General features: G+C 63.7%; 20 protein-coding genes. 12 read left to right on the forward strand and 8 right to left on the reverse strand.

The genetic code is table 11. From position 1 onward, the window contains the following. Positions 1-14 precede the first annotated feature (14 nt). From QZY44_RS30410 to QZY44_RS30445, 8 genes are all read left to right on the forward strand, one after another. Positions 15-3698 (forward strand): hypothetical protein, encoded by a 3684-nt coding sequence (locus QZY44_RS30410; RefSeq protein ID WP_295456529.1) that lies wholly within the window; start codon positions 15-17, stop codon positions 3696-3698. A gap of 289 nt (positions 3699-3987) precedes the next feature. After that, entirely contained in the window at positions 3988-5184 is a 1197-nt protein-coding gene (gene dapC, locus QZY44_RS30415; RefSeq protein WP_295456602.1) for a succinyldiaminopimelate transaminase, read from the forward strand. Positions 5185-5259: 75 nt separating this feature from the next. Continuing rightward, complete coding sequence (dapD, locus tag QZY44_RS30420; RefSeq protein ID WP_295456530.1) at positions 5260-6081, forward strand: 2,3,4,5-tetrahydropyridine-2,6-dicarboxylate N-succinyltransferase; 822 nt, start codon at positions 5260-5262, stop codon at positions 6079-6081. Between the two features lie 268 nt (positions 6082-6349). Then, positions 6350-6694: an ArsC family reductase gene (locus QZY44_RS30425; RefSeq protein WP_295456532.1), complete on the forward strand. Its 345-nt coding sequence runs from the start codon at positions 6350-6352 to the stop codon at positions 6692-6694. After that, positions 6694-7824 carry a succinyl-diaminopimelate desuccinylase gene (gene dapE / locus QZY44_RS30430; protein ID WP_295456534.1) on the forward strand — a complete coding sequence of 377 codons (1131 nt, stop codon included), beginning with the start codon at positions 6694-6696 and terminating at the stop codon, positions 7822-7824. The genes QZY44_RS30425 and dapE overlap by 1 nt, the downstream gene beginning before the upstream one ends. A gap of 45 nt (positions 7825-7869) precedes the next feature. Next, positions 7870-8124 (forward strand): UPF0175 family protein, encoded by a 255-nt coding sequence (locus tag QZY44_RS30435; protein WP_295456536.1) that lies wholly within the window; start codon positions 7870-7872, stop codon positions 8122-8124. Next, complete coding sequence (locus tag QZY44_RS30440; RefSeq protein WP_295456538.1) at positions 8121-9191, forward strand: hypothetical protein; 1071 nt, start codon at positions 8121-8123, stop codon at positions 9189-9191. The genes QZY44_RS30435 and QZY44_RS30440 overlap by 4 nt, the downstream gene beginning before the upstream one ends. Further along, a complete protein-coding gene (locus QZY44_RS30445) occupies positions 9188-10099 on the forward strand; it encodes a hypothetical protein (RefSeq protein ID WP_295456539.1) in 912 nt (303 codons plus the stop codon). Before QZY44_RS30440 ends, QZY44_RS30445 begins: the two co-directional genes overlap by 4 nt. Before the next feature lie 203 nt (positions 10100-10302). On the opposite strand, the gene QZY44_RS30450 is transcribed toward QZY44_RS30445, so the two are convergent. From QZY44_RS30450 to QZY44_RS30465, 4 genes are all read right to left on the reverse strand, one after another. Beyond that, positions 10303-11880 (reverse strand): AAA-like domain-containing protein, encoded by a 1578-nt coding sequence (locus QZY44_RS30450; RefSeq protein WP_295456540.1) that lies wholly within the window; start codon positions 11878-11880, stop codon positions 10303-10305. After that, the gene (locus QZY44_RS30455) at positions 11864-13153 is read right to left on the reverse strand and encodes a hypothetical protein (RefSeq protein ID WP_295456541.1); all 1290 of its coding nucleotides are present in this window, start codon (positions 13151-13153) and stop codon (positions 11864-11866) included. Before QZY44_RS30455 ends, QZY44_RS30450 begins: the two co-directional genes overlap by 17 nt. Continuing rightward, positions 13150-15309, reverse strand: coding sequence for an AAA family ATPase (locus tag QZY44_RS30460; protein WP_295456543.1), 2160 nt, complete (start codon positions 15307-15309; stop codon positions 13150-13152). Before QZY44_RS30460 ends, QZY44_RS30455 begins: the two co-directional genes overlap by 4 nt. A gap of 106 nt (positions 15310-15415) precedes the next feature. Continuing rightward, entirely contained in the window at positions 15416-16993 is a 1578-nt protein-coding gene (locus QZY44_RS30465; protein ID WP_295456544.1) for an ATP-binding protein, read from the reverse strand. A gap of 96 nt (positions 16994-17089) precedes the next feature. On the opposite strand from QZY44_RS30465, the gene QZY44_RS30470 reads away from it, so the two are divergent. Next, positions 17090-17509: a CidA/LrgA family protein gene (locus tag QZY44_RS30470; RefSeq protein ID WP_295456546.1), complete on the forward strand. Its 420-nt coding sequence runs from the start codon at positions 17090-17092 to the stop codon at positions 17507-17509. Continuing rightward, complete coding sequence (locus tag QZY44_RS30475) at positions 17502-18233, forward strand: LrgB family protein (protein WP_295456547.1); 732 nt, start codon at positions 17502-17504, stop codon at positions 18231-18233. The genes QZY44_RS30470 and QZY44_RS30475 overlap by 8 nt, the downstream gene beginning before the upstream one ends. A 9-nt stretch (positions 18234-18242) precedes the next feature. On the opposite strand, the gene QZY44_RS30480 is transcribed toward QZY44_RS30475, so the two are convergent. Together QZY44_RS30480 and QZY44_RS30485 are read right to left on the reverse strand one after the other, a co-directional pair. Then, on the reverse strand, positions 18243-18497 hold the full coding sequence (locus QZY44_RS30480; protein ID WP_295456549.1) for a DUF433 domain-containing protein: 255 nt from the start codon (positions 18495-18497) through the stop codon (positions 18243-18245). An 80-nt stretch (positions 18498-18577) separates the two neighbouring features. Beyond that, positions 18578-18796 carry a hypothetical protein gene (locus QZY44_RS30485; RefSeq protein ID WP_295456550.1) on the reverse strand — a complete coding sequence of 73 codons (219 nt, stop codon included), beginning with the start codon at positions 18794-18796 and terminating at the stop codon, positions 18578-18580. 610 nt (positions 18797-19406) lie between these two features. Between QZY44_RS30485 and QZY44_RS30490 the strand changes: the two genes are divergently transcribed. Then, positions 19407-19739 carry a lysozyme inhibitor LprI family protein gene (locus QZY44_RS30490; protein ID WP_295456552.1) on the forward strand — a complete coding sequence of 111 codons (333 nt, stop codon included), beginning with the start codon at positions 19407-19409 and terminating at the stop codon, positions 19737-19739. 86 nt (positions 19740-19825) lie between these two features. Here the strand turns inward: QZY44_RS30490 and QZY44_RS30495 are convergent, their stop codons facing one another. Continuing rightward, the gene (locus QZY44_RS30495; RefSeq protein WP_295456554.1) at positions 19826-20470 is read right to left on the reverse strand and encodes a hypothetical protein; all 645 of its coding nucleotides are present in this window, start codon (positions 20468-20470) and stop codon (positions 19826-19828) included. A gap of 74 nt (positions 20471-20544) precedes the next feature. Then, positions 20545-21399, reverse strand: coding sequence for a class I SAM-dependent methyltransferase (locus tag QZY44_RS30500; RefSeq protein ID WP_295456556.1), 855 nt, complete (start codon positions 21397-21399; stop codon positions 20545-20547). A gap of 384 nt (positions 21400-21783) precedes the next feature. Between QZY44_RS30500 and hemW the strand changes: the two genes are divergently transcribed. Continuing rightward, positions 21784-23010, forward strand: coding sequence for a radical SAM family heme chaperone HemW (gene hemW, locus QZY44_RS30505; protein ID WP_295456557.1), 1227 nt, complete (start codon positions 21784-21786; stop codon positions 23008-23010). Position 23011 lies beyond the last annotated feature (1 nt).

The raw sequence follows: 23011 nt of genomic DNA on the forward strand, positions 1-23011 counted from the left end.
AATAGAAGAAGTCCATGAACCCAGCAAGAACCGCACTAGCGCTGGCGGGCATCACCGACGAGGGCCTGTTCGAGTGCCTGGCCACGGCGATCTTGCGGGCGGCCAATCCGCGCTTCGACTCGCTGGCTCATACTGGCGTGAACGCCGCGGGCAAGGCAATCAGGTCCCCTCTAGATGGGATCTGCTTCGTGCCGGACGCCGATCCGCCCCACATGATCGCGGTTCACCACACCATCACCGCCCGCGGCGATCTTGAGAAAAAATGGCTGCACGATCCAGCGAAGGTCAAACCTCGCAATGGCAGCCGGCCGACGGCACCACCCGGAGACCTCATCAAGACAGCAGAACTGGCGGCTGAAGAGCGAATACGCACACCGAATCTGCGCGTGACGCTGGTTCTCACGACCAACGAGGAACCGGGTGAGGCGTTGGTTCGGTCCGTCGAGGCCGCCGGGCGTGAGCGCCGTCTGGAGATCGATCTGTGGGGGCGCTCCAGATTAACCCATTTCTTGGACAACCAGCCGACCGGACACTGGCTTCGCCGCGACTTTCTGGGGATCGAGCAGGAGCAACTTTCCAGAGAACTGCTCCGCGAGCTTTGCATCAAGAGTCTTGAGGTTCACAGTCCACCGGATAATCCTGCTGCCTGGGTGCCTCGCGCACTCGATGCCACGCTGAATGCCAGTCATCATCGGAACCTGACATTCCTGGTTGCTGGATCGGGCCTTGGCAAATCGGTGGCATGTTACCGCAGGCTCAAGGCATACGTTGAAAGTGGTGGATTCGGGATTTTTCTACCCCACGAAGTCGTTGACTCGGCAATTACCATTGATCAGGCAGTCACCAGCGCCCTGCGCCAGCTTCATCCGTCGCTGGCGGCAATAGGTGTATCGGCGATATCGCTCTGCTCACCCGAACAGCCACTGCTGCTGGTGGTCGAGGACATCAACCGATCCGGCCAAACAACGCGCTTGCTGGCACGGATCGCCGGTTGGACTCCTGCATCAACCGGGAAAAAGACGAGTGGGCTGTCGTCCTGGCGACTGGTATGTCCCCTGTGGCCGGAAATCATCGCCTCACTGGGAGATCAGGCCCGCAAGCGTATCGACCCCCTGATTGTCGTCGCCGGAACATTTACTGCCAGTGAAGGCCGCGACGCCGTTCTGGCGCGGGCGCAACTTGAGGGGCGCGAGCTGAGCCAACTCAGCGCTACTGACACCGCCAGCGCACTCGGCCATGATCCGCTCTTTATCGCGCTCCATGACCAGGAGACGGCGCCAAACCCGCACCAAGTGATCGGTCAGTTTGTCGAGGGCTGTCTGTCACGTACCGCGGCAGAGGGAAGGGACCACCCGGCCGCAGATTATCGATCCGCGCTACGCCTGCTGGCAGGGGGAATGCTGACCCGTCGTCAAATCGAGGTCGGTTGGCGGGAGATTAGTCGCTGGTCGGCGCTTCAGGGGGAACCTCTGCACTTGCTCAGCCGCCTCGCACATCAGGGCGAATTGCTGCGGTTCGCGGGCTGGTCCGACGACCAGCGCCTCCTATTCCGGCACGACCGAGTGCGTGACTGGCTGCTGGCCGATGCCGCAGCCGAACTCGACCACCGCGATCTCCTGACCAACGATCTCATCAGCGACCCTTTTTTTGCAGAGGTGATGGGCGCTGCCCTCGTCTGGGGACGACCTGGCCCCACCTTCCTTTCCCGCATCGCCACGTTGAACCCGCTCGGGCTCGTTCACGCATTGCGCCTTTTCGGCGAAGCCAGCGGCCTAGAGAAGCAGGCTGTTCTCCAGGCAATCGATCATTGGCTCGACGAACCTGCCACACACGAAAAGTCAAACCAGCACCTGAGATGGGAGGCATTGGACATGTTGTCCGAAACGGACTCCCCCGAGGTGCCCCGGATAGTCCGGAAGTTCCGCGATAAGACCAGCAGTGGCCAGCTTGCACGACTGCGTAACTGCGATATTTCAGGGGGTATAGAGCTTGGTACGGGTTTGATTCCGGGTATACGATATCCGTTGCGAGACGCCCAAATCGAGCATGCGAAGCTACACCACGGCAGGACGCTAGTCGCGCTATTAAATGAGCATTTATGCCGGCCGGATCTTAGCGCTTCAGAAAGAGTCGGGGCGCTACGGCTCACCATACACATTGGCAACCCAAGTTTGGCTTCGGCAATCGAAACCTGCTGGACCGGAGATGGCGCACGCTGCCATCATTTGGCCGATTACCTCTGGAGCTTTTCGGAGTGCTGTGGAGATGATCCCGATCGTTACCTTGGACCAGTTTGCGACGCGTGGGCAGCATTGCCCGACAAATCAGAAAAGGAGCACTCACTCTCTCCGCGTAGCGCGCTCTTAGCTTTCGAGTTTCGCTGGGCACTCGAAAAGACGCCTCCGGTTGCGGCGATCCATTATTTCATCCGCCGCGGGGCACAAGATGAGCTCAGCGGTCCAATTACTGAGATGCTTAGCCACATAGATGATCCGGAGGCTCTTTCTTTTGTTGCGGAACAATCAGCGGCAATTGCTCGTCAACTTGAGGGAACCGACTCAATCTTCCTCTTCCCGATGATTTTGGGCACCCAATGGAAACGCGCTCAAGAGGAACGCGGACGCGGTATGTCGAAGGCGTCGCGAGATCGCTTGCTTACTCTCTGGAACGACGAAGCAAACGACAAGCATTTGCGGGCGCAAGCCTTCGCACTTTGGGCGGCGACGCAGGCTTCGGATGACGTTGATATACTGAGGTCGGCCACACTGTCGAACGATATAGCCGATTTCATTCTCCAAGCGCGATTGAGGCGCAGAGACCAACAAGCAATCCCGGCAATGATCGAGAAGTTGGCGGGCGACGATCGCGGGCGCTGGTGGCAGTACGGCAGGTATATCTGGTCGGCCGAGCTTAACGATACCTTGGACGTCTTTCTTGACAGCCGCAGGACGCTGGTAACCGGTATATGGAACGAATACCATGAGTCCGACTGGATTACCCATGAGTTGATTAGACAACTCCCGAAAGCTGAGGCAGAACGCCTTCTTTTGAAACACTGGGACCATCTCCGACTTACGCACCTTTTCGTGCAGACCGCGCTCTATGTTTCAACTCCGGCCCTTTTAAAGCTGGCAGGCGCCGCGATCAATGATTGCCCAGAGCCGAATAAGCTCATGGAACATCTCGGTTATTCCTTCGGCTTTCACATGAAGGGACATCCCGGTCTTACTGATGAAGCTCAAGTGCGTGCGATCGGTCCATACCTGCATCTATTGACCCGGAACGACCTTTTGGCTCTATGGGACACTTGCAATGATCGTGGCTGGTTTGCGATTCGCCGGGAACTGCTGGATGGGTGGTTGCAGCCAGTATTACTCCGGAACAAATCGGATCATGATCAAGCGGCGACGGAGTTGGACAAAATGATCGGCGAGACGGGGCAGCATAAGATTCGCTATTGGATTGACAATTTTCTAAAGAGGGATGTTTCGTGGAAGACGATCTTGAGTACCATGATCGCATGGCTGGACCAACGCCACTCACTCGAAGCCCTGCAAATCGTCACTGCCGCTATCATGTACCGCGGTACGCGCGAAGACCTAGAGGTACTGCGAACCTTTGAGGGCATGCCCGGTCCCGCAGCAAGAGAGTTGATCGCTGACACCGCATTTGCGGTTCGCCGGCGCAGTCTCCGCTAAAGGTTTGGCCTTGGTGAGGAGGGACCGGCCGGCCGGCTCCAGCCGACGGTGGGCCGCTTCGAGGGGGCAGGGCAAAACGGCCGCAATACTGTCGAGGCGCCGCAGCTCGACTGGGCCGACGAGCGCAGCCTTTGGCAAGACGCCCTCCTCATCAATTAGTTAGGTTTTCGGTGACGACCGGCTGCGCCCCAGCGTGGAGCCGCCCGGGGTCATGCCCTATACTAGCGCCCTTTCGTCCACCGCGGTCGCGCCGTCCTGCGCCGCTGCGCCACGCAGTCACCCGGCCGCCATGAACCCTGCACTTGGGCTGCTCCAGCCCTATCCGTTCGAGAAGCTCAATGCACTCAAGGCCGGCTGCGTGCCGCCGCGCGACCGGCAGCCGATCGCCCTCTACATCGGCGAGCCGAAGCACCCGACCCCGGGGCTGATCACCGAGGCGCTGATCGCCCACCTGCACACCCTGTCCGTCTACCCGAACACCCGCGGTCAGCCGGCCCTGCGCGAGGCCATCGCCCGCTGGCTCACCGGGCGCTTCGCCCTGCCCGCCGGGCTGGTGGACCCGGAGCGCCACATACTCCCGGTCAACGGTACCCGCGAGGCACTGTTCGCACTCGCGCAGGCGGTGGTCGGCCAGGGCCGCTCGCCGCTGGTGCTGATGCCGAACCCCTTCTATCAGATCTATGAGGGCGCGGCCCTGCTCGCCGGAGCACAGCCGCACTTCCTGCCGTGCCGGGCAGAGCACGGTTTCATCCCGGACTTCGACGCGGTGGACGCGGCCACCTGGGGGCGCTGCCAGCTGCTCTACATCTGTTCGCCGGCCAACCCGAGCGGGGCTGTCATGGGCCTGGACCAGCTGACCCGCCTGCTTGAACTCGCCCAAACCCACGATTTTGTGATCGCCTCAGACGAGTGCTACTCGGAGCTCTATCTGGACGAGTCCGCCCCGCCCCCGGGGCTACTCCAGGCGGCGGCGGCCATGGGAAACGACACCTTCGAGCACTGCATCTGCTTTCACAGCCTGTCCAAGCGCTCCAACGCCCCGGGGCTGCGCTCCGGGTTCGTCGCCGGCAACGCCGAGCTGATCGAGGGCTTCTTCAACTACCGCACCTACCACGGCTGTGCCATGGCGCTGCCCACCCAGAGCGCGAGCACCGCCGCCTGGTCGGACGAGGGCCATGTGCGCGCCAATCGCGCGCTGTACCGCGAAAAATTCTCCGCGGTGGTCGATGTCCTGGACCCGGTCCTGCCGGTGACAGCACCGCCGGCCGGTTTCTATCTGTGGCCGCAGACGCCGATTCCGGACACCGAGTTCGTCCGCCGGCTGTTTGCCGAAGAGCATGTGACCCTGTTGCCGGGGAGTTTCCTGTCGCGTACCGTGGATGGCTTCAACCCGGGCGCCGACCGGGTCCGCCTGGCCCTGGTCCCGCCGCTCGATGAGTGTCTCGAGGCCGCCTGGCGCATCCGCCGCCTGGTCGAGCGGCTGTGATGCACCGGCCCTGACCGGCTGCGGTAAACTGTCGTCCCGACCCCTTCAACCCCCTTTGTCCAACCGGAGCCGTCCATGAGCGACACCCAAGACATCATCGTCGAGGCCTTCGAGCGCCGCGCCGAGATCACCCCGCGCAACGTCCAGACCCGGGTGCACGACGCCGTACTGGATGTGATCGAGCGCCTGGACCGGGGCGAGCTGCGCGTCGCGGAAAAGCGCGATGGCGACTGGGTGGTGAACGACTGGATCAAAAAGGCCGTGCTGCTGTCCTTCCGCATCGAGGACAACCTGTTCATGAAGGGCGGCTTCACCAACTATTACGACAAGGTGCCGTCCAAGTATGCCGACACCAACTCGCGTGAGTTCCGCGAATCCGGCGTGCGCGTGGTGCCGCCGGCCGCGGCGCGGCGCGGGGCCTACATCGCCCCTTCCTGTGTACTGATGCCGTCCTATGTGAACATCGGGGCCTATATCGACACCGGCACCATGGTCGACACCTGGGCCACCGTCGGCTCCTGCGCCCAGATCGGCAAGAACGTCCATCTGTCGGGCGGGGTCGGCATCGGCGGCGTGCTGGAGCCGGTCCAGGCCTCGCCCACCATCATTGAGGACAACTGCTTCATCGGTGCCCGCTCTGAGGTCGTCGAGGGGGTCATCGTCGGTGAGGGGGCGGTGCTCTCCATGGGCGTCTTCATCGGCCAGAGCACCAAGATCTATAACCGTGAGACCGGTGAGATCCTCTATGGCCGCGTCCCCCCGGGGGCCGTCGTGGTCCCCGGCAACCTGCCCTCCAAGGACGGCAGCCACAGCCTCTACTGCGCCGTGATCATCAAGCAGGTGGATGAGCGCACGCGGGGCAAAGTGGGGATCAACGAGTTGTTGCGGGACATTTAGCGAGGTTTCACTTCAGCCGGACGAACCAGAGGCCACGAGCTAAACTTCAAAGGCCGTGCCAAATGATGGACAAGGGACAGGATTAACAGGATTTACAGGATGACAAAATCGCGCGTCACGTCATCGACAATCCTGTTAATCCTGCGAAATCCTGTTAATCCTGTCCGCTTATGCTCCGCCCGCTCGAACCTCTCGGCATGCGTCGGGGTTACCCATGAGCAGAGCCGCCGGAAACCTGACTTATTTTAATGGCTGATCGTTGGGCACCATGATTACCCTCTACGGCATCGCCAACTGCGACACCATCAAAAAGGCCCGCCGTTGGCTCGAGGAGCATGGCCGCGAGTACCGCTTCCATGACTATCGCCGCGACGGGCTCTCTGAGCCCCAATTGCGCGCCTGGGTGGCGGAAATGGGCTGGGAAGCACTGCTCAACCGCCGCGGTACGACTTGGCGCAAGGTGCCGGCGGCGGTGCAGGAGGCCATCGACCAAGAGTCCGCCATCCGCCTGATGCTGGAGCAACCCTCTATCATCCGGCGGCCACTGCTCGACACCGGCGACTCGCGCCTGCTCGGCTTTTCCGAATCCAGCTACGCGGAGTTGCTCGGCTGATGTCCGCCACCCTTGATCTCGCCTGCGAACTGATCCGCCGGCCCTCCATCACCCCGCTTGACGTCGGCTGCCAGGAGCTGCTGGCCGGGCGCCTGGCCGCGATCGGATTCCGGATCGAGCGGATGCCCTGCGGCGAGGTGACCAATCTGTGGGCGCGCCGCGGCACCGCCGGCCCACTGTTCTGCTTCGCCGGCCACACCGACGTGGTGCCGAGCGGACCGGTGGCGCACTGGGCCAGCGATCCTTTCACTCCAGAAGTCCGCCACGACCACCTCTATGGCCGTGGCGCCGCGGACATGAAGGGCTCTTTAGCGGCGATGGTCACCGCGGTGGAGGGATTCGTCGCCGCCCACCCGGACCATCGGGGCTCCATCGCCTTTCTGATCACCAGCGACGAGGAGGGCATCGCCACCGAGGGCACCGTCAAGGTGGTGGAGCGGCTCCAGGCCCGCGGCGAGCGGATCGACTGGTGTCTGGTCGGCGAGCCCTCCTGTCCGCAGCGCCTCGGCGACACCATCAAAGTGGGCCGCCGCGGCAGCCTGACCGGGCTGCTGACCGTCCATGGCAAGCAGGGCCATGTGGCCTACCCGCTGCTGGCCAACAACCCCTTCCACGCCGCCGCCCCGGCCCTGGCCGCACTGTGCGCGCAGACCTGGGACGAGGGCAACGCACACTTCCCCCCGACCAGCTTCCAGATGGTCAACCTGAGCCTGGGCACCGGCGCGGACAATGTGATCGCCGGCCACCTGACCGCCCAGTTCAACCTGCGCTTCTCCACCGAACTGACCCCGGAGATCATTGCGGAGCGCGTGCGCCGCATCCTCGACGCGGGCGGCTTCGCCTACGACCTGACCTGGCGACTTTCCGGCCAGCCCTTCCTGACCCCGGCCGGTGAACTGGTGGCCGCCACCCGGGCGGCGATCACCGAGGTGACCGGTATTGAGACCGAGGCCTCCACCACCGGCGGCACCTCGGACGGCCGTTTTATTGCGCCGACCGGCGCGCAAGTGGTCGAGTTCGGGCCTATCAACACCAGCATTCACCAGGTGGACGAGCGGGTCGCGGTGGCGGACCTGGATGCGCTGGCGCAGATTTATCAGGGCATCCTGCGCCGGTTGCTGGGGCGGTAATCGGGGCACGCCATCGTTTGGCCAGAAACCCAAGAGCTTGATCACATGCAGCACGCCATTGCCATTGAGTGTCCGCCCGAATTGCTGCTGGGACTGCACATGAATGCGGAAGGGTTCGCTCATTATCTGAAGCAACAAGCAGCGATCAGCCTCTTCAATGAAGGCAAGATCTCCTCGGGCTCAGCCGCCACTTGGTTGGGAATCGGCCGCGTGGCGTTCCTGCACCTGGCCTTCGATGCCGGCGCGACCCTGCTCGAAGACACCGCTGACGACCTGGCACGCGAAACCGCACTGTTATGATCGAGATCAGACCAGGCACCGACGCCGACCGCCCGCAGATCATCGCCCGGATCGGCGAGGTCTTCGGCCCTGAGCCGGCGGCACGGGCCGATCGCCTGTGGGACTGGCAGTGGCATGAAGACCCGCGCCTGCCGACCCCGGGCTACCGCGGGATCGTCGCCGAGTGGCGCGACCAGGTCATCGCCAACCTGGGCACCATCCCGACCGGGCTGCACATCGGCGGTGAGCCGGTCACTGCCCACTGGTTCGTTGATGTGCTGGTGCATTTTGGCCTGATGCGCCAGGCGCTGCGGGATCACCGCCGCAACCCGCCGGCCGGCGGGCCTGACCTCTCCCACGGCATCGCGGCGGCCCTGTTCGACCATCCGAACGCGGGGCCGATCCAATTCGGCAAGCATATCTCCGATGACATGATGAGCATCATCGAGCGGATCGGCTTTGTACCAACCGCGGGTAGCGGGTCCATGCACCGGCGGGTCTCGCTGAAACACACCCTGGGGCGGTCGATCGGTCGACCGCTGGGCGGCCTGGTCGGCGCGGTGGCAGACCTGGCGCTGCCACTCGCGCGGCCCCGGCTCCCATTGGAGACGCTCACCGGTGCCTTCGACGCCCGTTTCGATCGGCTGTGGGAGGAGGTGCGGGGATGCTACCCGGCCATCTGCCGGCGCGATGCCGCCACACTCGACTGGCGCTACCGTCGGCACCCGGAGGGCGACTATCAGGTCATCACGACCAGCGACGGGGCGCGCCTGCGTGGCTATGTGGTGCTGCTGACCTATGACAAGGGGCGGCGGCGCTGGGCCAAGCTGGTGGATCTGCTGACCGCACCGGGCGATACCGAGGCGGTCCGCGCCCTGGTGAGCGGAGCCCTGCGCAGGTTGCGCGAGCAGCGGGCGGAGCGGGTGGAGACCTTCGCCTGCGGGGGGGGCATCGTGGACTGCCTCCGGTCCCTGGGCTTTACGCCGCGGCTGACCAAGTCCGGCCGGCCGCAGCCGCTCATGGCCCGCGCGCTGCCCAGCGCCGCCGCCGGTATCTATGTCACCCAGGGCGACGGGGACGGCGGGTGAACCCGTTGCGGCGCGTCCATCAGCAGCTGGCCCGCACCCTGCGCAAGCGCAGTGACGAACGCGACGAGCGGGCTGCCTGGCCGCAATGGTTCCTGCTGGCCGGCCTGCGCGAGCGGTCCGCCTGGTGCGACCCGGACCCGGCGGGGCTGACCCCGCTCTTTCCCCCGGCGGACACCTTCTGGGCCGACCCCTTCGCTTGGGCGCAGGACGGGCGGCGCTTCATCTTCATCGAGGAGTACCCCTTTCACCTCTCGCGCGGCCGGATCAGCGTATTGGGGCTAGGGACGGACCTTGAACCCGTCGGCCCCGCCGTGCCGGTGATCGACGAGGACCGTCACCTCTCCTACCCCTTCCTGTTCGCGTTCCAAGACGAGCTCTACATGGTCCCCGAATCGGCCGCCAGCCGCCGCGTGGACCTCTACCGCTGCACCGCCTTCCCCTACGGTTGGACCCGGGCGAGCCCCCTCATCGACGGTATCCAGGCGGCCGACGCCACACTGCTCGAGCACCAGGGCCGCTGGTGGCTCCTGTGCAGCGCCCGCCTGGGTAAGGCGCGGGTCAACGACTCGCTCTTCGCCTTCCATGCCGATTCACCGCTCAGCGACCGGTGGACACCCCACGCCGGCAATCCGCTGGTACGCGACTATGCCGGGGCGCGCCCCGGCGGCCGGGTCTTCCTCGATCACCAGGGCCGACTGCTGCGCCCGGCGCAGGTCTCGGTGCCGCGCTATGGCTATGGCCTCGCACTCAACCAGGTCCTGGAGCTGACCCCGGAGCGCTTTCGCGAACGGCGCATCTGGCAGTCAACCGGCCCGGCGAGCGGCGGTTGGCGCGCTATGCACCATCTGGATTGGCACGACGGGCTGATGGTGATGGATGCGCAACGGCTGGTGCCGCGGCCTGATTGAAGCACCGACTGTGCTGATGCGCTCGTGACACCGCTTCGCGATGTCGCGCGGGCGCTGATCATCGCTCCGACCACTGGGGCGATTCGGTTGGCCCCTAGGCCACCCGGGAGCGCCGCACCCCCAGTGCGGCGAAACCTCGCAAGTCATCGTCGCGTTGGAGTTTACTGCGAGGCCGGGCCGCACTGGGGTGCGGCGCCCCCAAATTACATGCCCCAGACCTCAATGGCAACTCCCTGAAACTGCTCACTGCGGCGAAACATCTTCTCGCCCCAATCCCGTGCGCTGCGGTCGAAGATCAGCAGGTGCGCCTCATCCGCCGCACAGCGGTCCCGATACGCATAGGTCTGCGCCAACCCCGAGGCGATGGTCTGTGCGAGCCCCTTGTGCATGATCTTCAACTCCAGCACGGCCTTCTGAACCTGGCCGGTGCCATAGGGCCACAGGATCAGCAGATCGGTACGCATCCGCCCCAACCCATATTCACGCTCGATGCGCCCGCCGCCGTTGACGATGCGCTGAAGGAAGGCCTGGAGCAGCAATTGGGGGCCGGCCTCCTTGTAGTCGAAGCGCTCGATCCAGTGCTCTGAGTGCTCGCGAAAGAAGACCTGGAAGGCGGCGATGAGCTTGGCCAGTTCCAGCCGGCCGTCGGGGGCGATATACCAGGCCGGCTGCTCGGTGATAGTGAGGCTGGTGGTATAAGTCAATTCCCGGGGGATGACCTCGCGGTAAATCGGATTGGCGATCTCGATCTGACCGTCGGTGGTGATGAGACCGAGATCGCGGACGTATTGCACGTCGTCCACCGGCAACTGTCCCGGCGCGTCCTCCCCGGCCAGGATGGGCGCGATGACGCGGCGTACCCGCGGCTCGCGCAGCTTGTCGGTGAGCTGGTCGAGGTGGGTGTCGCGGCGCGCAATCAGGACCTCCTTGGCCTGCTCGACCAGCGCCGCGGTGATCGTGACCGCGCGGTCGCGGGTCGTCGGATCGCGAAAACAGAGCTGGTAACCCAAGGCATTGACCAGCCAGGGCTGACCGCGCGTCAGGTCCCAGATCAAGGCGATGGCATCCGGCGTGAAGGGCTGCCCGGTTTCGTCGGTGTGCTGGCGGTAGAGGGCGGCGACATCGGCGGCCGTGAAGTTACCCAGGCGGATAGACTCGGCCCTCATGTTGAAGGCGCTGCCGCCGGTGATGATCTCTTGCGAATGGGCCGAGTGGATGCGGTAGTCGCGCACGTCACGCACCCCGCACAGGACCACGGTCTGGGGGAAGGCGGCGGGGCGTTTCGCGTAGCCGGCACGCAACTGGCGCAGCACTGCGATCAGCGTATCGCCGATCAGTGCGTCGATCTCGTCGATCAGGAGCACCAGTGGCCGGTCGCTGTGCACGGCCCAGCGGCTATGGACCTCACCGAAGGCGTCGTAAGCGCCCGCCTCGGCCAGGACGCCGGGCCAGATTTCGCCCGGATAGGTGTCGCCCGCGATGTGTCGTGCCCAACTCGCCAAGCCGCTCAAGATCGCCTGCATGGCCCCAGCCACGTCCTCGCGTGCCGCCTGGGCCGGCTCGACATTGGTGTAGACGCAGCGGTAACGCTCCCCGCTGTTCAGATGGTGTGCCAAGGCCAGCAGTGAAGAGGTCTTGCCGGTCTGGCGCGGGGCATGGAGGATGAAATAGCGTTGCTGGTCGATCAGCGACTCGACCCCGTCCAGATCGATCCGGTGGAGCGGGTCCAGACAGTAATGGTCGGCACAGTTCACCGGACCGGCGTTATTGAAAAATCGCATGAAGCAATCCTCCGATCTGCTGGTTCAGTAGTTGTCCCGCCGCACTCCTGGACGCACCCAGGTCAAAGGCGGCGACCTGGAGCGCGATGTTTGCCCCCGCTGGGGAGCAATAACTAAACCGGGGAAGGGTCCAGTCTTTCATTTCAGGGTGGTGAGGATAGATGAGTGTCAAATGGTTACAACCATAGGTGTAGCCGTAGGCAAGCAACTGGTATAGGTCAGACTGCGCAATCCCGGCCTTGTGTTCGTCCTGGAAGGGTGACAGCCGCTTCCACTTCGTATCCAGGATGGCGATCAAGTCCTCATCCAGCCATAAGCAGAGGTCCGGTATCATCATGAAGCGTCCAGTACCGGACAGATCCGTTACCAGCGGTCTCATCGGTCGCTCGCGCGTCAGGCGTAGACGCGACCCCAGCGGATGCCGTCGGATGGCGGCCTCCAGGGCCATCGAAACGATCTCCTGAAAGAGCCGGTTCATGTCGAAGGTGAGACCCAGGCCCTCCTGCGCGCCGCCATGAACGTCGGGACTCAACAGCCGCAGGAGCCAGGACGCCAGCAGCAGCAGCCGATCATAACGCCGTGTCAGCCGGTGGTGCGGGAGTTGAGCCCTGAGCGCTTCGCCAGGCAGAAGTTGCCCAACATCGGCCAAGGCCAGATCGAGTTGATCGGCCTGGATCGCCAGCCTGGAACTGACCGGAAGTCGAGGTCGGACCAAGGTAAGTGCGGCTCGAACCACCCGGTTGAACCCATTGTCGACCGTCAGTTCGTCGAAAACGCAGTGTAGCTGATGGGCCGCGGCACGTCCGCGCCGCACTTGTTCGCTCAGATTGAGCCGTCCCCGCAAACGGGTGAGCCGGTCTTCCTGATCGACATAGGATTTGATCCAACCCTGCCGTAACTGACGCTGGGCTTCCTCCAAGTAGGCGCGGATGACGACCCTGAGCAGGTCATCGGCCAGATCACTGCTGGCCGTGCCGTCGAGCCAAACCGGGATATCGAAACAGACGGCGAGCATCCTCACCAATGCGCCTCGATCCGGCAGCGGCCCATCAAGGTCGTAAATCTTTGGAAGGATTTCCAAGGTCCAGCGATCGGCCTGGATCAGCCCGCAGTGAGAGCCGGTGCGCAGTCCCTCGTGGACTGGCGTCAGCACGCCACTCGGCAGCATCGGGATGCGGGCGAGAAAGGCCGCGTGGGCCGCGCGCGACAGCGGCCCGTTGGGTGCGAGCCGGATGGTTTGGTGCTCGCGAACGACGAGGTGGTGATCGCTCAAACGAGTAGACCGAGATACATCGCTGGAGTGAACTCCGAGACCAACTGGTGGCGCCGCAAGACCTCGGATCGGCGGGTCGCGTACGCCTCCCAGCCTTTGCCGAATAACTGCCCTGGGTCCAACTCCTCGCTGATGACGAATTCGCTTCGCCCAAGCGTGCGATTGATGAGCACCAGGGCAACTTGGCCCCAATCGTCGTGGAAGTACTCGACGAGCAGCGGCAAAAGGTGTTTCGCAAACACCCGGTCGAGGTCGGCAAGCGTTGCGACGCCCATGAAATAGGCGTGACCAACCCGGTGGTCTCTATCGGCCAACAGTTCGATCCTTTCATTGAGGGTCCTCAGGAGTGCGGTCAAGTCGATCCCTTCGACATCCGTGGACATCAGGTCCGGGTCCGGGTCCGGGCCGATTTCCTCGAACTGAAAGCGGCGGCGTAGCGCCGTGTCCAGCAGCGCGATAGAGCGGTCCGCACTATTCATAGTGGCGTAGAGGTCGAGATTGTCCGGCACGCCGAATGATAGCCGGGAGTAGGGAAGGGTCAGGCGTATACCGCGTTGGCCATCGTCGGCGCGAATCCGCTTATCCGGCTCGATCAGGGTGATCAGCTCGCCCAATACCTTGGCGATATTGGCCCGGTTGATCTCGTCGATGAATAGGGCATAACGCTGCCCCGGGTCCTTTTCGGCCAATTCGCAGATCTCTCGAAAGATACCGGGCTTGACCTCATACCTGAGTTCCTTGGTCGTCTCGTCGCTAATGGGGCGCAACCCTTCAACGAACTCCTCGTAGCTCATGGATGGATGGAAGGTGACGAAGCGATAGCGAGCCCCCTGCGCGTCCCTATACTCGGCCATCAGCTTCTGTAGCCAGTAGGTCTTTCCGCACCCGGGCGGACCATAATAAATGCGATTGACCGGGGTGTCGGTGTTGATCGCGGTCATGACACTGTCCACAGTGGCCAAAGGGGCAGGGCCCAGTTCGCCGGGCGCCTGATTTTCCTCTTGGGCCTTCTTCCGATAGTAGGCTTCCGGTTCGTCCAGCGGCTGCGAGACCCCATTGAATATCCAAGGAATAGGCGTCTGGTCTTGGATGCGCACAATGGCTGCGCGGTAGGTGTACCAATAGATGGTTACCGGCTCGAAGTCGGCGTCCCACTCGACTGTCAGGTTATGCCCATCTTGCGGATTGTTAGTAACGGTCCCGACGGCCTTGATATCCATGCAGGAGACGTAGCATCCGTGACCGTCGAAGGGCAGATTGAGCTTTCTTGTATATGAATTCTTGATGGCCACCCGATCGCCTACACGGACCTGCTTCACGTCTTCTTCGTACTGATCCTCAAACCCATTCTCCCAGCGGCCTTCGGTGACGAAGGTCTGGGTCATGTCGACGCCGTCCCAGTAGGCACCCAAGACCCAATACTGCCGATTCGTGTCACCCTGGCTGTAATTCGCGTCACCGACCCAAATCAGGGTCTGCACGTCGATCAGGTCTCGCGGCCCGAGTCTCGCCGCCGCCATGGCGTCGCGCAGGTCGAACAGCCATGACTGGACCGACAGATAGTCCTCGCCGGTCAAAGCGCGGTTGGGCATAGGCTCATGGCCGAATGCCTTAAGAGCGCGATTGAATTCCCTGGTCTTGATGATGACGTGTTGGCGCTGATCGCAGACCATAAGTAGTAGGCTGGTGACGCTACGCGACATCGCCGACCAGCCCGTGGCCGGGGCACTGTCCGCGAGCAGCGCCCGCAGGCCCGGCACGAATCGGTCCACCCGCGCCACGAGCGGGTCGTCGCCGTAAAGCAAATCCGCGGTCAGGGAAGCGAATCTGGCGCGGTCGCTCGCGGTGAGTTTCTGCAAGGGACCGGTGTAGCGAAAGCCGACGAGATTCTGCGGAGATCCGTGGCTCAACTTACGAGTGAACAGGCCGATGACATCAGCACCCGTCTGGGCCAGGGCGCCCTCGTCTTTGGGCAGCGCCTTGAGCGAAGGGGCAATCTCGTTCTGGAACAGCTCAACCAGTTCGACCTTGTAGCTTCGCTCTTCTCGGTCAAGATCCGCGCTTCCGTTCCCGAAAGTCACGAAGGTCGGAAACGCGGCCCGTAGGCGGCTCAGATACTGATTCAGCGCATCTTGCATGGCAGTGCCTGTTTTCATTGTTGTGTAGCCGGGCTAGGAGTCTCTCATGGTAGTTTGCACAAGCCCGTTCGGCCAACCGATAGCATACTGCAAAAAGAACGCGGGTATCGTATCGGAGGCCGTCCTACATGCCCCATACCTCGACCCCAACCCCCTCAAACTGCTCACTGCGCCGAAAGACCTTCTCAGCCCAATCCCGCCCGCTGCGGTCGAAGATCAATAGGTGGGCCTCGTCCGCCGCACAGCGGTCCTGATACGCATAGGTCTGCACCAACCCCGAGGCGATGGTCTGCGCCAACCCCTTGTGCAGGATCTTCAACTCCAGCACGGCCTTTTGAACCTGGCCAGCGCCATAGGGCCAGAGGATCAACAGATCGGTGCGCATCCGCCCCAGTCCATATTCTCGCTCGATGCGCCCGCCGCCATTGACGATGCGTTGCAAAAAGGCCTGGAGCAACAATTGGGGGCCGGCCTCCTTGTAGTCGAAACGCTCGATCCAATGCTCCGAGTGCTCGCGGAAAAAGACCTGGAAGGCGGCGATGAGTTTGGCCAGTTCCAGCCGGCCGTCGGGTGCGACATACCACGCCGGCTGCTCGGTGATCGTGAGGCTGGTGGTATAAGTCAGTTCCCGGGGGATGACCTCGCGGTAAATCGGATTGGCGATCTCGAGCTGGCCGTCGGTGGTGATGAGACCGAGATCGCGGACATATTGCACGTCGTCCACCGGCAACTGTCCCGGCGCGTCCTCCCCGGCCAGGATGGGCGCGATGACGCGGCGCACCCGCGGCTCGCGCAGCTTGTCGGCGAGCTGGTCGAGGTGGGTGTCGCGACGCGCAATCAGGACCTCCTTGGCCTGCTCGACCAGCCCCGCGGTGATCGTGACCGCGCGGTCGCGGGTGGTCGGGTTGCGGAAACAGAGCTGATAACCCAAGGCATTGACCAGCCAGGGCTGACCGCGGGTCAGCTCCCAGATCAGGGCGAGGGCCTCCGGGGTGAAGGGCTGCCCGGTCTCGTCGGTGTGCTGGCGGTAGAGGGCGGCGACATCGGCGGCCGTGAAGTTGCCCAGGCGGATGGACTCGGCCTTGATGTTGAAGGCGCTGCCGCCGGTGATGATCTCCCGGGAGCGGGCGGAATGGATGCGGTAGTCGCGCACGTCGCGCACCCCGCACAGGACCACGGTCTGAGGGAAGGCAGCGGGGCGCTTGTCGTAGCCGGCGCGCAGTTGGCGCAGCACTGCCACCAGACTGTCGCCGACCAAGGCGTCGATCTCGTCGATCAGCAGCACCAGGGACCGGTCACTGTGCGCGGACCAGCGGGTGAGGATCTCGGTGAAGGCCCGCTCCGCGCCGCTTTGCTCGAGGATTCCGACCCAGTGCCCATCCAGCCAGTCGTCGTGCAGATGGGTCCTGGCCCGCGAGGCGAGCTCACCCAGGATGGCGCGCATCGCCCGGCCGACATCTTCCCGAGCGCTTTGCGCCATTTCGACATTGATGTAGAGACAGCGGTAGCGGCCCTGCCGGTTCAGATGGGCCATCAGGGCCAGCAGTGAGGAGGTCTTGCCGGTCTGGCGCGGGGCATGGAGGATGAAATAGCGCTGCTGGTCGATCAGCGACTCGACCTCGTCCAGATCGATCCGGTGGAGCGGGTCCAGGCAGTAATGGTCGGCACAGTTGACCGGACCGGCATTGTTGAAGAAGCGCATGGGGTGCTCTGGCTCAAGGGTTCGCCGCCAAGGATAGACCGCGACCGGGGTCTGTGCGCGCGCGGTCTTTGCATCCGGTGCGCCTTTGCGGTTCCAATGACCGCCTCACTGTTCGATTCGACCGGGGCCGCCGCCCCACGGGGGTGTACGTTGCTCGAGGCCTTGACCCTGATCCTGATCTGTCAGCTCGCCGGCGAAGTCACGGTGCGGGCCGCCGGCCTGCCGGTACCTGGCCCCGTGCTGGGGATGCTGTTGCTGCTCGCCTGGCTGTGGCTGCGGGGCGGCATCTCTGAACGGCTCGGACAGACTGCGGATAGCCTGCTCGGCAACCTGTCGCTGCTGTTCGTTCCCGCCGGGGTCGGGGTCATGGTCCATTGGGCGCGGGTCCAGGAACAGTGGGTAGCGATTGCCGCGGCCCTGCTCTTTGGCACCCTGATCACGCTGGCGGTCACGGCCCTGACCATGATGGGGGTGCAACGGCTGCTGGCCTGGCGCCGGGGGACGGGCCATGACTAACGCACCCCTGGCCGCGATCTGGGTCTATCTGGCCGCCTCGCCGCTGCTGTGGCTGACCGCGACCCTGATCTGCTACCTGGCGGCACTCAAGGTCTATCGCCTGGGCGGTGAGAGCCCGCTGCTGAACCCGGTGGCCATCGCGGTGGCCCTGCTGATCGGGCTGCTCAAGCTCACCGGGACCCCCTACCCGACCTATTTCGACGGCGCGCAGTTCGTCCACTTTCTGCTCGGCCCGGCCACCGTCGCGCTCGCCATCCCGCTCTATCGCCAGCGGGAACGGCTGCACAGCCTGGCCCTGCCGATCCTCATCGCCCTGCTGGTCGGGGTGGTGACGGCCGCTGGGAGCGCCGTCGGGATCGGCATCCTGTGCGGGGCGGACGCGGTGACACTGATCTCATTGGCACCCAAGTCGACCACTACCCCGGTCGCCATGGGCATCAGCGAGAAGCTCGGGGGGCTGCCGTCACTGACCGCGGTCCTGGTGGTCAGTACCGGGATCGTCGGGGCGGTGTTCGGCCCCGGGTTGCTGCGCTTGCTCCATTGTCACGACGACGCGGTGAAGGGCTTCGCGATGGGGCTCAGCGCCCATGGCATCGGCACCGCCCGCGCCTTTCAGATGAGCCCGGTGATGGGGGCCTTCTCTGGACTCGCCATGGCCCTGTCGGCCTTCGCCACCGCGATCATCTTGCCGCCGTTGCTGCGCTTAATCGGACTCGCGGGGTGATCGAACGACTTAGCCGGTCAGTCCGGCACCCGGATCGGCAAAGGGCGCGATGTACTCCTCCTCGCGGAGCATCTCGGCGGCGAAGGCGAGTGCCGCCTGTACGTCGTCACGGCCGATTTGGGGATAGGAGACCAAGATATCCTCGACGCTCCAGCCGTTGGCCAGCCAGCCAAGGATGAGGTCGACCGAGATCCGCGTCCCCTTGATCATCGGCTTACCGACCAGGATGGTGGAATCACTGATGATTCTGCCTTTCCAGTCCATTGCCGGCCTCCGGTGTTGATAGAAGCGTGAGGAGTGGACACCCAGGTAGGTGCCGGGGTGCCGCGGCGCAACGACTGGTGTCAGACGAACAACTCCAGCCGGGTCAGGTTGCCGTTGGCATCCTTGCGGTACAGTTCCTCGCCACTCTCGGCCAGGGTGATCAGCTTGGCATACAGACGGTATGCGTTCTTGGTCACCTCGGCATAAGAGGCCGCCTCGGTCTTGTCCTTGAGCCACGCCAACCGCTCAAAGGCCGCCTCCGGCATCTCCATTTGCACCCGCTTGGTTGCCTTGTTCATAACGAACTCCGAAATTGAGAACACCCAGCGACCGCAGCGATCTTCCCGTGTAGACAGGCTCGCCATGCGAACCTCCCGAGATTCTGTGGTTTAGGTGTCGTGATGCGATCCGTCGCCGGATGGCTCGGGTCCTGCTGCCGAGCCGGCAGTTTCGCGTATCCCTCAGTCGTTAAATTCCATTTCCGCTGTGAACTGCTTCTCGAGTCCGGCGTTACACGGGTACCGCCAGGGTGTCACCACCCCGGACTCTGATCGGCTAAAGGCGGTTGCAGCCGCCACGCTCTTGCATTCCTGAAGTCGTTTTACCTCTCGGGGTGCTTCAGGCGGCCGGATCCATGCTCGGTTGCGGACAAAGATAGCGGCACATCAAGGAAACGTCAAGATTTGCTGTCTCGGCGGCATGTGAGGGTTGTGGGGTAGCCGAAAGGGCGGCAGGCAGAAACCTCGCGGGAACGGCATCGGGCTTGCGAAGCTGGAACTGCGTAACCAGATAACAGCAGGTAAGGTGGGCTGGTGCCCCGGGATGGCCCCCGGTGGGCAGCGGGGTTAAGATCGCACACCCCAAGAGCATCGGTCCCGTCGGACCACCAAGACCCTGGAGAATCCCACCATGCGACTACCCCTGATCGCCGCCGTGTCTGCCCTGGCCGGACTGCTCGCCCTGCCGGCCTGGGCCGCCGATCCGAGCTTCCGGTGCAGCAAGATCGCGCACGAGGTGGAAGACCTGATCTGCAAGGACGCCGAATTGGCCGACTTGGACCACAGCCTGTCGGATCTCTACCGCGTGGCCATGCGGCACACCCCGCCCAGCCAGCAGAACTTGCTCAAATCAGAGCAGCGCAGCTGGCTCAAGGGCCGCAACGATTGTTGGAAAGACAGTGACCAGCGTGGGTGTGTCAAGACGGCCTATGAGGACCGCATCCGCGAGCTCCAGGACCGCTGAGGGCACGCGTCCAGGCGCTGCGGGGGGGGGGTGCGCTGCACCGATCCACCCGCCGTGCCCGCGGTCCGCGGCCGGCACCGCTGGCCTTAACCGGCCAGTCCGTCATCCCGCATCGCCTGATAGGTAAAGCCACCCGCACCGCAGTTGTTCAATAACTGATCGACGATGCGCTGCGCCCGGGCGTCTGACTCCTGCGGGCCGCGGATATAGCAGGGCTGGCCCCCGCGGCCATACTCAAACTCGGTCGAGCACGCCAGAGCGTCGACATCGCCAAAAATGCCTTTTGCATTCTGATAGTCACCCTGCGGAGCGAACCCCATCTGTTCGGCATAGCGAATGGCTCCCTGGAGGAGCTTGCGGGCGTAAGCCGGCTCCCCGGCCTGCCACGCCTGATCCTTATGGGTCGCGATCAACCCGGGCTTGATCAGGTTTTCATACGCCTTCTCACTGGCGACTTTGAAGAGTGCGTCCTTGACTCCCAGGCAGTATACATCGACCACGAACGCCGTGATCGCGAGCATCCCATCAGGCATCCGCCGCGACCAGATCAGGGTACCCAGACCGGTCTCGAACAAGCGCTCCGATACCAGGCACTCATGAATCGGAAATCTTGCGTAGTGCAGCGCATGGCGCCCCGCGGCAAGCCCGCCGGCACTCCCCTTGGCCACCAGTTTGCGTTTCTTCTTCTGTGCTTCGAGCCGTTTCTGTCGCTGTCTTTCGTTGATTGCCATTTCGCGCGCCTCCTGATCTCCGGGGTAAAGGAACTGGGTCCCTGATCGTCGCCCTGGGCGCCCGGCGGCAGCGCTCAACGGATACCGACAACGGAGAGCCCCAATATTCGCAACTGCTTGATTGATAATCCTGAAAATTCTTTACTTATGACCATTGGAATGCGCTCGACATCGCCCAATATCGCCGTTGCCTGCAATTGGAGCAGCGTCAACCCGGCGTCACGGAAGAATTGCTCGAAATGAGCCGCCCGGCAGCGATTTACATGACCGTGGCTGTTGGAGGACATGAGGTGCCAGAGCCAGGCGGGATAGCGCAGCATGGCCAAGCCGCACGGATCGAAGTGATCCCGCAGATCTATCACATGGGAGAAATAGCCACCCGGTTTTATGATACGGCTGAATTCCCGGCAGACTGCGGCGGGGTGCTTCACATGCTCCAGGACGGCATGACTGAACAACACATCAATGGACTGATCCGGGAGCGGTATCGTCTGCGCATCGCACGGGGCCAGATAGGCAATCCGGTCAGGATTGAAGGTGACGGTATCGCGGGCGAAGGTCACTGCCTCGGCGAGCGCCTGAGCGGCACGCCGGCGATCCCAAAGCGCCGGATCGGTGATCGGCAATTGGTCTGGATGCGCAAGGATATCGGCGATTAAATCGCGATAAAACTGAGTCAGCTTGAACTGGAAATCGACATGGCGGTAATTATCGACACAATAGACCCGGCGCGCGCCTGAAGCGATCAATATCAGGGCATTACCCAAATTGCCGCCAGGGCCGATCTCGACCAGCGTTTGACCCAGCGGGGCCAGTGATCCGAGACGCTGCGCGGCGCCGATATGGTGCCGACAGACACCCACGTTATAGCTGATGTCATGGTATTGCTGCAACGGCTCGCCACAGGCGTCGCGCCAGCGCCGCAACAAGGGTATACCAGCTAACTGATTACGCACGATGCGCGCTATCGGGCTATACATGATTGAGGGCAATTCACTCGCAGCGAGGCGGCCAGGGGGGCGGCGAACGCGCTGCGCAACCGCCGGATCGGCGCGATTCGATCAGGTTTATCCGGCAAAGTCAACGCCGTGAAGGCGGTCATCTGCGGCCGGGAGGAATGTCACTTCAGCTTGCCAGCATCGGCCATCGTTGCCATTCTAAGACAAATCGCCCCAGTCAGGATGCCCTGTGGGGCGGCACCAGTGCAACGGATCCACCAGCGCCGCCGGTGGTAGCCGTGGCGCTCTCAACTCCCCTGCCAACACCCAGGGCGGGGTGCCGCGTGCCTTAATCCACTACGCAGGAGTGCTGCCGTGGGATTCGAACTGACCTCGACCGACCGCGCTTGGACGCTGCCCCTGGCGCTCTACGTCCACATCCCCTGGTGCCTGCGCAAGTGTCCGTACTGCGACTTCAACTCACACCCGCTCGCCGGCGAGCCACCCTTCGCGGACTATGTGGCGCGCCTACTCGCTGACCTGGATCAGGAACTGCGCAACGGCGCGGCCACCCGACCGCTTGGCAGCATCTTCATTGGCGGCGGGACCCCGAGCCTGTTTCCCGGGGCAGCCATCCAGGCGCTCCTGGACGGCGTGCGCCGCCGCACCGAGTTGAATCCCCACTGCGAGATTACCCTGGAGGCCAACCCCGGCGCGGCCGACACGGCCCGCTTCGGGGCCTACCGCCGGGCGGGGGTCAATCGGCTTTCCATCGGGGTCCAGAGTCTGGACGCCCCGATGCTCCGGCGGCTCGGTCGGGTCCATGACCCGGCGGGCGCGCGCGCGGCGGTCGCGGCGGCCCGCGCCGCCGGTTTCGACAATCTGAATCTGGACCTGATGTTTGCGCTGCCCGGCCAGACCCTGGCCCAGGCCGATGCGGACCTGGCGGCACTGATCGAACTGGCGCCCGAGCACATCTCTTACTACCAACTCACCCTGGAGCCCGACACCCCCTTCCATGCCGCCCCCCCGGCGGTCCCGGACGCCGATCTGGCCGCGGATATGGGCGAAGCCGGGCGGGTGCGGTTGCAGCAGGCGGGTTACGGCCAGTACGAGGTCTCGGCCTATGCGCGTGCGGGGCGGCGGTGTCGGCACAACCTCAACTATTGGCGCTTCGGCGATTATCTGGGAATCGGGGCTGGGGCCCACGGCAAGCTGACCGACCCGCGGACCGGGCTCATCCGCCGCACGGCCAAGCACCGTCGACCCCAGGACTATCTGCTTGCACCGCCTGGCGCTTTGATCGAGAGCGAACGCACGCTCACCGATGACGATCGGATCGGCGAGTTTGCCCTCAACGCCTTCCGGCTCACCGCCGGGTTTGAGTCGGACCTCTTTACGGCCACCACCGCCCTGCCCTGGTCACGGATCGAGCCGTTGGTCGCCGCCGCGGTCCGTGACGGGCTGTTGCAGGTGAGCGCCGGGCACGTCGTGCCCACCGAACTGGGCGCCGCCTTCGGCGACAACCTGGTGGCGCGTTTCCTCGCCGATGATCCGACCCCCCAAACCTCAAGAACGGTTGCCACACCGGACGCAGAGTGAT

The organism is uncultured Thiodictyon sp. (genome assembly GCA_903837595.1).
Lineage (GTDB): Bacteria > Pseudomonadota > Gammaproteobacteria > Chromatiales > Chromatiaceae > Thiodictyon.

Coding starts and splice junctions, on each gene's coding strand:
- QZY44_RS30410 (WP_295456529.1), top strand. CDS start 15: ATGAACCCAGCAAGAACCGCACTAGCGCTGGCGGGCATCACCGACGAG.
- dapC (WP_295456602.1), top strand. CDS start 3,988: ATGAACCCTGCACTTGGGCTGCTCCAGCCCTATCCGTTCGAGAAGCTC.
- dapD (WP_295456530.1), top strand. CDS start 5,260: ATGAGCGACACCCAAGACATCATCGTCGAGGCCTTCGAGCGCCGCGCC.
- QZY44_RS30425 (WP_295456532.1), top strand. CDS start 6,350: ATGATTACCCTCTACGGCATCGCCAACTGCGACACCATCAAAAAGGCC.
- dapE (WP_295456534.1), top strand. CDS start 6,694: ATGTCCGCCACCCTTGATCTCGCCTGCGAACTGATCCGCCGGCCCTCC.
- QZY44_RS30435 (WP_295456536.1), top strand. CDS start 7,870: ATGCAGCACGCCATTGCCATTGAGTGTCCGCCCGAATTGCTGCTGGGA.
- QZY44_RS30440 (WP_295456538.1), top strand. CDS start 8,121: ATGATCGAGATCAGACCAGGCACCGACGCCGACCGCCCGCAGATCATC.
- QZY44_RS30450 (WP_295456540.1), bottom strand. CDS start 11,880: ATGCGATTTTTCAATAACGCCGGTCCGGTGAACTGTGCCGACCATTAC.
- QZY44_RS30460 (WP_295456543.1), bottom strand. CDS start 15,309: ATGAAAACAGGCACTGCCATGCAAGATGCGCTGAATCAGTATCTGAGC.
- QZY44_RS30465 (WP_295456544.1), bottom strand. CDS start 16,993: ATGCGCTTCTTCAACAATGCCGGTCCGGTCAACTGTGCCGACCATTAC.
- QZY44_RS30470 (WP_295456546.1), top strand. CDS start 17,090: ATGACCGCCTCACTGTTCGATTCGACCGGGGCCGCCGCCCCACGGGGG.
- QZY44_RS30475 (WP_295456547.1), top strand. CDS start 17,502: ATGACTAACGCACCCCTGGCCGCGATCTGGGTCTATCTGGCCGCCTCG.
- QZY44_RS30480 (WP_295456549.1), bottom strand. CDS start 18,497: ATGGACTGGAAAGGCAGAATCATCAGTGATTCCACCATCCTGGTCGGT.
- QZY44_RS30485 (WP_295456550.1), bottom strand. CDS start 18,796: ATGAACAAGGCAACCAAGCGGGTGCAAATGGAGATGCCGGAGGCGGCC.
- QZY44_RS30490 (WP_295456552.1), top strand. CDS start 19,407: ATGCGACTACCCCTGATCGCCGCCGTGTCTGCCCTGGCCGGACTGCTC.
- QZY44_RS30495 (WP_295456554.1), bottom strand. CDS start 20,470: ATGGCAATCAACGAAAGACAGCGACAGAAACGGCTCGAAGCACAGAAG.